The sequence below is a fragment of the Pontibacter rugosus genome (assembly GCF_042678745.1).
Classification (GTDB): Bacteria; Bacteroidota; Bacteroidia; order Cytophagales; family Hymenobacteraceae; genus Pontibacter; species Pontibacter rugosus.
In genome coordinates this window covers 1-12,689 of record NZ_JBHTLD010000030.1, presented here as the reverse complement: position 1 = coordinate 12,689, position 12,689 = coordinate 1, and the positions used below count along the sequence as shown (strand labels likewise).

The window sequence follows — 12,689 nt, the reverse complement described above, 5'->3', positions numbered from 1 at the left end:
TGCGCCTCTGCTTTTTATAGACGAAACTTAAGGTAAATAGGAATGAGAGAGTACAACTATGATACAATGGTAGAGGCACTCCAAGGTCTAAAGCAGCGGGGGTATGAGGAGGATTTCAACTTACGTCCTTACTGCCTTGAATGTCCACGGTTACAACTGGAGTTAGGGGCTGGTGAGTTTGAAGTTGACGAAGTGCACCGGTTCGAAGGAGCGAGTAGCCCGGATGATAACTCTGTTGTGTACGCGATCTCATCTAACCAGGGAGTCAAGGGAGTGCTGGTCGATGCGTATGGAACGTATGCAGATTCCGTGACGCCCGAAATGGCTTGTAAGTTAAAAATAGACTATAAACATTAGTCCTACTACTATGAATAATGATCATGAACACCACCACCACGGTCCCAAGAAGCAGGCTGAAAGAAGTATAAGGGGGACGGAGGAGCGGCTGGAGGAAAAGACGCTGCACGGCCACGAACACGCCATGCACCAGGATACCACCAGCCATCCGCCTCATGGGGAGCACGGCCACGACCATCACCGTATGATGATCGAAGATTTCAAAAAGCGGTTCTGGATCTCGCTTGCCCTCTCTATACCTGTGATCCTCCTGAGCCCCATGGTGCAGCACATCCTGGCCTTTTCACTAGAGGTGCCCTATGGTATGTACATCGCATTTGTCCTCTCTTCCATCATCTACTTTTATGGTGGCTGGCCTTTCCTGACGGGGCTGGCCGAAGAAGTAAGAAAAGGCTCGCCGGGTATGATGACGCTGATTGGGGTAGCCATTACAGTCGCCTACCTCTACAGCACAGCCATTGTGTTTGGCCTAGAGGGCATGGACTTCTTCTGGGAACTGGCCACGCTGATTGTGATCATGCTGCTAGGGCACTGGATCGAGATGCGCTCGGTTCTGGGTGCCTCCAAAGCGCTGGAGTTGCTGGTAAGCATGATGCCTGCCGAGGCGATGCTCATCAGGGATGGCGAAACCGTAAAAGTGCGCATTGAAGACCTGCAGAAGGGCGACTTAATATTGGTAAAACCGGGCGAGAAAGTACCGGCCGATGGCGTGGTGGAAGACGGCGAAAGCTACCTGAACGAGAGCATGCTCACCGGTGAGAGCAAGCCGGTCAAAAAGAACAGCGGCGACAAAGTCATCGGCGGCTCCATCAACGGTAACGGAGCGTTGCGGGTGCGGGTGGAGTATACCGGCAAAGAAAGCTACCTCAACAAGGTGATCACGCTGGTGCAGGAGGCGCAGAAAACTAAATCAGAGACACAGCGCCTGGCCGACCGTGCGGCCAAGTGGCTCACCTACATCGCCCTCTTCGCCGGCTTTGGCACGCTGGCCGTATGGCTTATGCTAGGCCAGGAACTTGCCTTTGCCCTGGAGCGGATGGTGACGGTCATGGTGATCTCCTGTCCGCATGCCCTGGGGCTGGCCGTGCCGCTGGTGGTGGCCATATCCACTGCCGTGTCCGCCAACAACGGCCTTCTTATCCGTAACCGCACCGCTTTCGAAAACGCCAGACTCATCACCACCATCATTTTCGACAAGACCGGTACCCTCACCCAAGGCTCCCACGAAATCTCCTCAGTGGTAACATTTGATAATGTGCTGGGCAAGCGGGAAATGCTGCGGCTGGCGGCGGGTGTGGAGCAGAACTCGGAGCACTTCATTTCACAGAGCATCCTCCGGAAAGTGAAGGCCGATGGTATAGCCGTGCCTCCCTCGCAGTCGTTCAACTACCTGCCCGGCAAGGGGCTGGAAGGCATGGTAGAAGGGCGCGATGTGAAGGTGGTAGGCCCTAATTACATCAAAGAATTTAACATTGCGGTGCCGGCCAGCGAAGCTGAGGAAGGCGTGGAAACAGTGGTTTATATTTTGGTGGATGGACAACCAGTCGGCTACATCACCATGCGTGACCAGATCCGCGAAGAGTCGGCCGGGGCCATCCGTGTGCTCAAAGAGAACGGTATCAAAAACCTGCTGCTCACCGGCGACAACGAGCGGGTGGCCAAAAGCGTGAGCGACAAGCTGCAGATGGATGGCTACCTGGCCAACGTGCTGCCCCACCAGAAACAGGAAAAGGTAAAGGAACTGCAGGACAAAGGCGAGTTCGTGGCCATGACCGGCGACGGCGTGAACGATGCCCCTGCCTTGGCGCAGGCCGATGTTGGGATTGCCGTGGGCTCCGGAACAGACGTAGCCGCCGAGACTGCTGACATCATCCTGGTGAACAGTAACCCGCAGGACATCGCCTCGCTCATCCTCTTCGGCAAGGCCACCTACCGCAAAATGATCCAGAATCTGATCTGGGCTACCGGCTACAACGTCATCGCGCTGCCCCTGGCAGCAGGTGTGCTATACCAGCAAGGTATTATGGTTTCACCAGCGGTGGGTGCCGCCTTAATGAGCCTAAGCACGGTGATTGTAGCCATCAACGCGCAGTTACTCAGGAGGCAGATAAAGTAGAATATGTAAGTTAGTGCACATTACAGATTAAAAACTGCCACATTTATTACTTGTTTCTTTCAACAATCAGGTTTAAAACAAAATAAACTCAGAACTATGAAAAAGATAAATAGGCAATTACCAATAAAAATGCTGTTTGTAGGATTAGTCTTCCTTCTCGCAGCCTGTAGCCAGGAAAGCAACAGAGCAGAGACTGCCACAGCTACCGACGCCAAATCAGATACGACGATGGGTGAAGATCACACCCAGCACACCATGCAAGGGGGCGAGATGGCGGGCATGATGGCTCATATGCACCGGAATATGGAGGAAATGCAGGAAATGAGAGGTAAAATCACAGGCGATCCGGACCATGACTTCGCTCAGATGATGAGCATGCACCACCAGGGAGCCATTCGTATGGCAGAAGAGGAAATAGCGAATGGCACAGATAGTGAGATGAAGGAAATGGCCCAGAAGACCAAAGAAACGAATCAGGCTGATATACAAAAGCTGCAGGACTTTTTAGGAAGACATGTACCTACTGCAGGCGACACCACCACTACTATGCGCATGATGAAGCCGATGAAGTCTATGATGGATAACAGGCACCAGAACATGGGGCGCATGAATGGTAAGAATACTGACCAACACTTTGCCCAAATGATGATCCACCACCATGAAATGGGCAATGAGATGGCAAGTGAGTTTCTGAAGATGGGAAAGACTCAGGAAATGAAACAGATGGCTCAGAAAACCATCAACGAACAGGAAAAAGAAATTCAGGAACTAAAGAGTTGGCTGGATCAGAACAAAGAGTAAGTTTTGTGGCTTTCCAGTTACTGATGTAACAAAGCAAAGCCCTCGCAACTTTAGTGGAGGCTGTAAAAATAACTGTGTTAAAGTGTAATTGCCACTACTTGACCTGACACTACTGTTCATCTTTGTAGCAGAAGGCTTACAGGTTCATTTTTCTTTCGAAACCCCTCCATGTTTTAATGAGAGGGGAATTACGAAAGAAAAAGGTTGTATTGGAAATGTCAGGTAAACTATTGTTCAATGCCAGAGAATGTAAGCTTACTTCTTGACTATTACAGTTTAAAGGTATTACTCATAATCCTTTGACACAGTTATTTTTATAGCCTCGATCATGGCGGTGACGCGGCCTGTTAAAGGAGCAGACGTGCCGTCAACCCATATCGTAATCCAGAGGACCTCTACGAAGCCCCAGCAAACCAAGACAATACCGCTAATTAGGTAAAAGTAGTTCATGTAGCTTTTATTTCCTGTCTTCCTTGCAGTTCGTGCACAGCGCTGCCTTTGATTCCCTATACATCATAGGTTTGACTACTTTAGGTACAAGCACCTGACCTACTGCATCTTGTGCCATAATGAGCGTGATTGCCCATGGATTACAAGATAGCGTAGCCACGCGCATAAATGTCATAACCTACCGGTCCACAGCCTCTCTAACCGACACCGTCTCCATTTCACCGGCTTTCCCCTCACGCTCTACACGCAGCCGGGCTCCTTTTTCTTTCGACGTCTTCACCAAGGCTTCTATTACGTGCTTGGTAGCCTTCGGGTCAAGCAGCGTAATCTTACCGTTGTCGTCTACAAGTCCGTACCCGCTTTCAATACAGTGCCCCATCAGCGCACAGGCTGTGCTGTGCACTCTGGCCGCTTCCCCTATCCGGGTCACTGGCGTGGTGCGAAGACAGGCTATGTCCACCACATACCCTTCCAACGTTTCTCTTAAACGATCTGGTTTTGTTTCCATAGCTGTTCTTTGTTAATCCTGACTCAACTCTTTTATTGAAGAAGTGGTGGCTGATAAACGCAGAACTAAGCCACCAATGTAACAACAAGGCTTAGAACCTTACTGTCAGGCCACCGCCTGCCCCGAAGCGGTTGTCGTAGCTGCCCATGAGCGAGAAAGTTTTTGACATGAGGTACTCCAGCCCTACGTTCCAAGTCGTTTCGCTTCGGTAGTTGTCTACTCTGCCCGTGCCTTCCTCCGGAGCGAAATCGTTTACCCAGCCGAAGTCCGCCTGGTACTCATACTCCCCGAACAGGAAGGTGCGCGGAAAAATAAGCACCTCGCGGCCCAGACTGATCTGCGGTCGTAGTTGGTTGTCAAGGCGCACATCGAGGTTGAACATGTAGGGCGTGAGGTATCGGATACCGGCTATGGCGGTAGTCTCCACCTTCTCCATGCTGTCCTCCTTCTCGTTCTCCACGTTCACACCGACAAATACGTTCAGGTAATCGTACAGGAACCTACCGTAGGTAAACTCTGCCTCCAGGTTCTTGTTCCAGCCATACTCTGCCGACAAGGTAAACTGGTTGCGCAAATTCGACAGCACCATTCTTGTCTCACCCATATGCGAGGCAGCGTCCACGGCACCCCAGAAAAAGAAATGGTTGCTTTTGTTCGTCAGGATGCGGAGCGGGTAGCTTTTCAGCCGTGGGTCGCGGACCGTATCATAGCTGAAGATGCGGGCCATACCGGCATCGAGATGGTAGAGGATGTGGCAATGGAAAAACCAGTCGCCGTACTCGTTGGCATCAAACTCGATCACCACCTTCTGCATCGGCGCTACGTTTACGGTGTGCTTTAGCGGCGAGTACTCCCCATGCTCGTTTATCACCCGGAAAAAGTGCCCGTGCAGGTGCATGGGGTGGTGCATCATGGTCAGGTTGTTGAGCGTGATGCGGGCCACCTCGCCCTGCCTGATCTTGATCTTATCCGCTTCCTTCAGGGGCACACCGTTCATACTCCATATGTAGCGCACCATATTCCCCGTCAGGTTCAGAAGGATCTCCCGGACAGGCTTCCCTTCGGCAAAATCGGTTGGCTCGGGGGCTTTCAGGTAATCATAGTTGTACTCTGAGAACATGTCCATACTGGGCATTCCCTCATGCTGCATCCCTATCCCCTTTCTGGCCTCTGGCTGATTTGACTGTGCTTTACCGGCTGCTTTTCCATGTTTGCTGTGGTCCATCTTAGCATGGTCCATTTCAAGGGCGGCGGTATCTTGCTGCATTTCCTTGCCGTGCATGGTGTGGTCCATTTTAGAGTGGTCCATACCCTTTGCGGCGGTGCTGTCTTTTGGCATCTGCACCTCCTTTTTCTGCTCTCCCACCTGGTGGTTCATTTTGGTATGACCCATCTTTTGAGCGCCTGCCGTGTCCTGCTTCATCTCCATCTCATGCTGATGCATGGGCTTCTTCTGCTCTTCAGGTTTCGGCTTAGGCTCCATGCTTTTCCCATGGTCCATGTGCTTGCCCTCTTCCATCTGCATCTCACCGTCCATCTGCATGCCCCACTCCTTCATCATCTCGTAAGGCTCCTCCTCGCTGGGGTTGAATTTGGTGGCCGGCGCGCCCATTCTCATGTCCATGGCGGCCATCTGCTGCATCATGGCGATCTTATCAGGTCGGGGCACATCCGGTGCTGGTATAACAGGTCCCTGACCAAGCAAGGTAGAAGTGTGGCCGGAACCGTCCTGCGCAGTGGCCTTCATCTCCAGCCTACCGTTTTGCGGAACGGTTACTATAAAATCGTAAGTTTCGGCTACCGCGATAAAGGTTTTGTCGCGCTTTACAGGCACCACGTCAGGGCCATCGGCTGCAACAAGTAAAGGTGTGTCTCCACCAAAGGTCAGCCAGAACTGGCTGGAAGCGGCAGCATTAATCACCCGTAACCTTACCTTTTGCCCCGGTTTAAACTCCGGGTACTCACGCACAGGTTGCCCGTTGCTCAGAAAAGCCGGGTAGTAAATGTCGGCGATGTCGGCTCCCTCCATGCGTTGTTTCCAGAAGTTGAGTTGCGCCCCCAGCGCGCCCTTGGCAATAACCATACTTAGCGGCGTAGAAGTACCTTTCTGAATATCATATACCTCCAGCCCCCGCTTCAGCGTCTTCAGCACATTGGTTGGCTTTTCATAGGTCCAGTCCGACAGCACAACCACCAGGTCAGAGTCATACTCCAGCTTTTGCTCCGAGTCCTCAATTACAATGGAGCCGTACACTCCCGACTGCTCCTGCAGGCCGGTGTGGGAGTGGTACCAGTATGTACCGGTATGCTTAAGCTCAAACTCATAGGTAAAGGTAGTGCCCGGCTCAACGGGCGGCGTGGTCAGGTAAGGCACCCCGTCAAAGAAGTTGGGCAGCAGGATGCCGTGCCAGTGGATAGATGTCTCTTTATCCATCTTGTTAGTAACATGTATCACGGCATAGTCTCCAAGCTTAAACCGCAGGGTCGGGCCGGGGATGGATTCGTTGATGGTCATGCCCATGCTTTTGTTTCCGGCTATCTTCACCTGCTCCTGATCGATAGTCAGGTGGTACACAACAGTATCGGCTTGTGCTATACTCTCTTGTGGGGTAAAGGACAAAAGTGCGATTAGGGTTAAAACCAGGGTGTAAGCGTATTGTACTTTCAAAGCGGGTGCCTCCTCCTACATATTTATCTTAAACTATTTTAGTATAAGGTTTTCGGAACCTCATAATTATCAAGCGGTCGGGTCAACTTATACTCTTATACTTATTGGACTTACCACATGTTCTGAATAAAAGAAAAATGTGGCTGAGGCTACATTCAAGGCTCTACGTCTATAATAGTACAGATACAGAACCTCACATAAGGCCTCCTAAGCCTGTCTCCCCGTTTATCTGAAAAGAAAAATTTTACTCTATAAACTACCAATATTTGGTTCTGGGAGTTCTGCTTTATATGTTGACTATAGTGGATCTGATCGAGATAACCTATCTCCTCCAAAGACGGCGTCAGGATAACTAGTAGAGTCTCCAAGGTACCTGAGAACTGTTCTCTGTTGCTTGGGAAAAAACGGCAAATCGAGGTAACTTCGCTACACAAGTCCTACTGTGCTGATTTTCATGCTCCTGGTACGGATCACCGGACTTTGGAGGCACTTGAGTTACTCAGTAATTGTTAACGCAGTCGGACATGGTCTCTTTAATAGATTGCGGATGACATTGTGATTCCACCTCTGCTTCCTTTTCCAGGTTCATCCAGGTACCCTTAGCAAACTTGTAGGCCAGTACCCCTGCACGGGTCACAATGTCTATACCAATGGCAACCCAGACACCAGTCAGACCCCAGCCTAAGGTGATACCAAGGTAGTAGACCAGAACGGTGCGGATGGCCCACATACCAGCCGCCGTCAGGTACATGGGGAACTTTGTGTTATTGGCAGCCTGGTACGCACCTGTAAGCGTTAACAAGGCAGCCAGAAAAGGCTGAAACGCACCCGATACCTTCAGAGCGCTTCCTATCTTAGAGATCACCTCCGGGTCTTCAGAGAACAGACTACCTGCCCACTCTCCCAGGAAGAAAAGCAGCAAGCCCAACACCCCCATGATGCCCACAGCCATCCAGGCACCTATCTTTGTGAAGGAAATCGCCTCCTCTATTTTTCCTGCACCTATCTGCTGACCGGCCAGTATAGTAACTGCTGTGGCAAAGCCATAACCTGCCATATACGAGATTACCTCCACATTACCGGCAATCTGGTGGGCGGCGAAGACGTTGGTTCCCAGCGAAACGATGAACCCGAAGTAGACGATCTGCCCTGCCCGCATGATAAGCACCTCCCCGGCCGCAGGGCTGCCTAATGTAGCAAGCTCCTTCTGATGGCCCCAGTCCACCGACCAGAAGTCTTTCCGGAAGGCCAGCACCTCCGAACGCTGGATGTAGTAGACCAGCAGAAGAGTCCCAAGTATGCGTGAGGCAACTGTGGCCAAGGCAGCACCTGTAACGCCCATTTCCGGGAAGATCCAGAAACCGAAAATAAGGGCATACCCCAGGAACGCATGAAAGATGTTGATCATAATGCTGACTTTCATGGGTGCCCGTGTGTTACCCGAACCCCGCAAATTGGCGCTAAGCGCAAACATGAGCGACATGAACACGGATGGTATGCCCACAACCCGGAAATAGTTCTCCCCAATATCCAGCACCTGCTCTTCCAGCCCCATGAGCGTGAGCAGGGGGCGTGCAAAAAACAACGTTACGATACCGGTCAGTATGCCAAAAAGGATGGATAGTATGATGGCCTGCTGCGCTATATGCCGGGCTCTTTCGACCTGTTTCGCTCCCAAGGCATTTGCCACCCTTACGTTTGCTGCCACCCCGATCGCCATAAAGACGGCAAAGTAGATAGCCAGTATAGCGTTGGTGGCCCCTATGGCAGAAACCTCCGCTAGGCCTATCTTTGAGACAAAATAGACATCCACAAAGCCAATAAATGTCTGAAAGAAGTTCTCTACTACTGCCGGGAAAGCAAGGAGCAGGACAATCTTCATTTTATCACGAAGAGTGACAGTAACCGGTATATCTACTTGCTCTTTATTAGCCTCCATAGCCAACAATACGGTTTGTTGCGTTTAGTGATGGTGCCCATGAAGCCCCTGCCCAGGAAGCTCAGTTACTTGCACGACATAGTCCAGGGTATACAGTAGCCCGTTCAGCAGGAATTGAATCCACACCCGATATAGCCCTCTGGCTGTAAAAGCGGAGTGCAGCACCAGTACGTCCTCGTGCACCATGGGATGGACATGCAGGTATTCTTTTGTATCCACATTGATCATCACCACATGGGCCTTAGCACCCAGAAAATCACCCAATGAAGAGGCCGGTATGGCAGCCTCCCCCTGTTTCATAGTAACGCGTATGGCATTGAGGTCCTGCACATCCAGTTGCACGCTCACATTGTCAACCGTTTTACTGAGCACATCCTGCTGGTAGCGCTGTACGTCCCTGCTATCACCGGCAACATCCACCGTTTTTCTGATAACTACTGGGGAGCCGTTCAGGGGCTTTATATCGCAGTAAAGCAGGAATTTGCCACCAAAGGGAAACGAGAAATTAACGGTATATTCCTTGCCTTTCTTTTCCGGGTGCACGTGGGCGAAAAAAGAAAGGTCTTCTGAAACAATGATCAGGTGAATGTCTTTTGTGTGTACCTCTTCCAGGGCTATGGGAATGTCGGAGGTCTCCTGGTTAACAGGTGTGAGAAGTAATTTAACCTTTTCCTGTGCGCTTATAACGGGAGGCTGGGAGCTTATTAAAACGTCAAACATCAACTAAGTTATTTAATTGTTATGCCTTGTGCCCTTAGGAGTTCGTAGATTCACTACTGCCTCAGAGCTATACGCTACATAAATAAGTTACGAGCAACTGCACACACTGCTTAAGCAGTTATGAAGTCACTGTTTCCATACTTAATGCTTACATAAGTCTAATGAAAGCGTGCTTGGTTATACCTTCCCGTGCACCCTTCTGTTTTATATATTCATGAGTTGTTTTTACATAATTTAGCTTTTATCACAAGCTCTAGTGCCACTAAAACAGGCAACATCTGCCCTGAAAGTGATTTCAAGCCTAAACTTGCCCGACTACCTGAATCTGCCATCACTATGTTTTTTTAACTCCCTATTTGTTATTGCGTTTAGAAGAACGCGCTAACAGTTCGATGTGCTTTATGAACATTCTGTATCTCTTCCTGGGAGCTCTTATTTATACCCTAATTGCAATGGACATCATCAAGACCACCTTTTCTTCAAGCGGAGGCGGCCGGGTTACGGAATTAGTGTCCAAAGCGGTGTGGAAGATTTTCTTCTTTGTTTCGGGTAAGAATGGGAAAGCTAAATTGCTTGAGTATGCGGGGCCGTCTATACTTACCTGCACGCTTCTGACCTGGGTTCTTGGGCTTTGGGCAGGTCTGTTCCTGCTGTTACTATCTGATCCAGAATCTGTTGTAAAAAGCACTACTTTATCCAATGCCAGCCCCTTGGAGAAGCTCTACTATGCCGGTTTTACCCTTTCCACTTTGGGAGTAGGAGATTATAAGGCATCAAATGATGTGTGGCGGATTACTACGAGTGTCACAGCTTTCTCTGGCTTAGCTTTCATAACTGCCTCCCTCACTTATTTTGTACAGGTGTTGTCTGCCGTAGGTTTGCAGAGTAAACTTAGTCTTTACATCAACAGCATGGGTAAATCGCCACAGCAGGTTCTGGCTAACAGCTGGGATGGGAAAGGCTTTTCCTCCTTTTTCGATAATGTGTCAGACATATGCCAGATGCTAATGCAGCATACGGTGAACCACCACTCCTTTCCTGTAATTCATTACTTTCATAACAGCCAAGCACAGTTGTCTGTTGCGTCCGCCGTTGTGCTGCTGGATGAGGCATACCAGCTCCTGGAGCAGGCCGTATCAGAGGATGTTAAAAAGAGTGAAGTGAAAATGGTGATGCTCCAAACGGCACTGGATTCTTATCTGGAAATGGTAAAAGAAGGTTTCCTGAAGAACACTTCACCAAAGGAAGATGCCCCTACACCTGAGCTCTGGCAACTGGAGGAGAAAGGGATTCCGTCTAAAACAAGGGAAGAAGTTGAACAAACTTTCAAACAGACCCTGAAGGATCGCAGGAGACTGCTATCTTCCCTTTTGGAAATGGACGGCTGGACCTGGAAAGAAGTCTACTGATATACTGAAGAGTAGCCGGCAATAACTATTGGACATTCTTTGGTCGCACGTCTCGCAATGATGTATTTAATAACACTGCTATCTGATGGGAAAAGTTATTTAGCAAGCCTTCGCCAACCGTGCCGTTACAATACATAGCTATCGCTACTGAATCAATTGCTCAGCTTTTGCCGGTACTTATGGACTCTTTTATCTCCTTCATGAGAAAGAAACTGATCACCGATCGGATGGCTACGATGAGTCCCAAAACGTAGAGTTCATTCAAGCTTGGGTTATGGATCGTATGGATAATGTCAGCTGCCAGCATAAAATCAAGCCCAAGCAATAGGTAAGCCGACATCCGGGCCCGGTTACGCTCCTGCCACACCACAACAGCAGTAGCGTCACGAAAGTGACGTATCTCCGCTACTATAAATCGGAAAAAGGTCAAAAGTGTGCCATATACAATGATGCCACTCCCCGCCACACTGATCGCCACTGCCACTGAGTTAAACACATCCAGTTTCATTTACCTTTGTTTGGGGAAGTTTGATCATTTACGTTTCTTTTATGTATTAAATAAAAGCCCCCTGCCGTACTCCCAAGGCAGCGTTGGTTATTTGTATCGAGGCCTGTGCATTTTCTTCCAGTCGTGTCAGCGCCCTAATCGCGTCTATCGTTTCCGGAATAACAATGGCTTGGTTGTCGACCAGGTAGGCATAGAACAGCTCATTCCCCACCACTTTCAGCATGTCCTGCCACAGCGCCACCTCATACATGTCGCCGTAAGGCCGGTTCAGGCCCAGCATCAGTTCTTTTATCGTGTTGTTGGCAGAGAGGCCGTCCCCATAGTTAATCATGGCGATGCGGGAGGAGTTTCCAAAAGCCTGCAGCACTTCTTCTTTGCTAGCATCTTTGGTAAGTTGCACGTTCCAGTAATGCAGATGGCTGAGTGTTTCCGGCACTTTCACGGCAGCGGTGATCACGTCCAGCTCCGGGTCAACGCTTTGTGCGTCCGGCCCCTGGTGGCTGGGTATCTCCGGCTCCGGCACCAGGGTATTCATGATGCCGTTCAGGTGGCTCTCCCAGGGGTCTGTGGCCCTGCGCAGCAAGGTTCCCCGCGCCTTCTGAAGCAAGCCTGCCTTTTTCAGGGCTGTCAGGGTTCTGATAATGGAAGTAGTGTTGCACGACACAACCCGTGTGGATTCCCGGCCCAAAGCGGTGTCATAGTTATTCTCAGCGCTAAAAGAGTGGCCGGTAGTCTCGTGCTTCTCGCCCCCCTGCACAATGAACTTCAGCCCCGCCTCTTTATACTTCTCTATGTTCTGGGCCGCGATCTTTTTCGGGGTGCAGTCCACTACCACATCACACCTTTTCAGAAGTTCTGCCAGCGTTCCGCGTACCTCGATGCCCGCCTGCTCCATTTTTTCCTGAGTCGAGCCGTCAAATGCATATACCGGATATTCTCTTTGCACAGCCACTTTAATGCGCCAGTCGGAAACCACATCGCATACGCCGGCCAGTTCCATATCGTCCTGCAGCTGCACCGCATCGGCCACTCGTTTGCCAATAACTCCATACCCGTTTACAGCTACTTTTACTTTGTCTTTCATAGGTATTTATACTTGATATTATGTGTAAAGAAGCGGTGTTAAGATTCACAGTATAAATGTATCATCCTAAATTTTTAACGTCATGACCAATGCAAGGTTTTAATATTATTTTGTCATTTTAAAAGCTAG

10 protein-coding genes are annotated in these 12,689 nt (G+C 50.0%); 4 read left to right on the top strand and 6 right to left on the bottom strand.

Annotated features, from left to right (window positions below; genetic code table 11):
* The first annotated feature begins 42 nt into the window (after positions 1-42).
* The 3 genes from ACFQ2O_RS05425 (at position 43) to ACFQ2O_RS05415 (ending at position 3,274) form a co-directional block, all read left to right on the top strand.
* Positions 43-357 (top strand): phosphoribosylpyrophosphate synthetase, encoded by a 315-nt coding sequence (locus ACFQ2O_RS05425; RefSeq protein ID WP_377523598.1) that lies wholly within the window; start codon positions 43-45, stop codon positions 355-357.
* A 10-nt stretch (positions 358-367) separates the two neighbouring features.
* Positions 368-2,473 (top strand): copper-translocating P-type ATPase, encoded by a 2,106-nt coding sequence (locus tag ACFQ2O_RS05420; RefSeq protein ID WP_377523595.1) that lies wholly within the window; start codon positions 368-370, stop codon positions 2,471-2,473.
* 96 nt (positions 2,474-2,569) lie between these two features.
* Positions 2,570-3,274 (top strand): DUF305 domain-containing protein, encoded by a 705-nt coding sequence (locus ACFQ2O_RS05415; protein ID WP_377523591.1) that lies wholly within the window; start codon positions 2,570-2,572, stop codon positions 3,272-3,274.
* A gap of 628 nt (positions 3,275-3,902) precedes the next feature.
* Here ACFQ2O_RS05415 and ACFQ2O_RS05410 read toward each other — a convergent pair.
* The 4 genes from ACFQ2O_RS05410 to ACFQ2O_RS05395 all read right to left on the bottom strand — a co-directional run bounded on the left by ACFQ2O_RS05410 (position 3,903) and on the right by ACFQ2O_RS05395 (position 9,559).
* Complete coding sequence (locus tag ACFQ2O_RS05410; protein ID WP_377523589.1) at positions 3,903-4,232, bottom strand: hypothetical protein; 330 nt, start codon at positions 4,230-4,232, stop codon at positions 3,903-3,905.
* A 91-nt stretch (positions 4,233-4,323) separates the two neighbouring features.
* Complete coding sequence (locus ACFQ2O_RS05405) at positions 4,324-6,900, bottom strand: multicopper oxidase domain-containing protein (protein ID WP_377523586.1); 2,577 nt, start codon at positions 6,898-6,900, stop codon at positions 4,324-4,326.
* A gap of 499 nt (positions 6,901-7,399) precedes the next feature.
* Positions 7,400-8,839, bottom strand: coding sequence for an MATE family efflux transporter (locus tag ACFQ2O_RS05400; RefSeq protein WP_377523583.1), 1,440 nt, complete (start codon positions 8,837-8,839; stop codon positions 7,400-7,402).
* 24 nt (positions 8,840-8,863) lie between these two features.
* A complete protein-coding gene (locus ACFQ2O_RS05395; protein WP_377523580.1) occupies positions 8,864-9,559 on the bottom strand; it encodes a hypothetical protein in 696 nt (231 codons plus the stop codon).
* A gap of 401 nt (positions 9,560-9,960) precedes the next feature.
* Between ACFQ2O_RS05395 and ACFQ2O_RS05390 the strand changes: the two genes are divergently transcribed.
* Positions 9,961-10,968 carry a potassium channel family protein gene (locus ACFQ2O_RS05390; RefSeq protein WP_377523577.1) on the top strand — a complete coding sequence of 336 codons (1,008 nt, stop codon included), beginning with the start codon at positions 9,961-9,963 and terminating at the stop codon, positions 10,966-10,968.
* 160 nt (positions 10,969-11,128) lie between these two features.
* Here ACFQ2O_RS05390 and ACFQ2O_RS05385 read toward each other — a convergent pair whose 3' ends face one another.
* Together ACFQ2O_RS05385 and ACFQ2O_RS05380 are read right to left on the bottom strand one after the other, a co-directional pair.
* Complete coding sequence (locus tag ACFQ2O_RS05385) at positions 11,129-11,476, bottom strand: DUF1622 domain-containing protein (protein ID WP_377523574.1); 348 nt, start codon at positions 11,474-11,476, stop codon at positions 11,129-11,131.
* 46 nt (positions 11,477-11,522) lie between these two features.
* The gene (locus ACFQ2O_RS05380) at positions 11,523-12,560 is read right to left on the bottom strand and encodes a type II glyceraldehyde-3-phosphate dehydrogenase (protein ID WP_377523571.1); all 1,038 of its coding nucleotides are present in this window, start codon (positions 12,558-12,560) and stop codon (positions 11,523-11,525) included.
* Positions 12,561-12,689 lie beyond the last annotated feature (129 nt).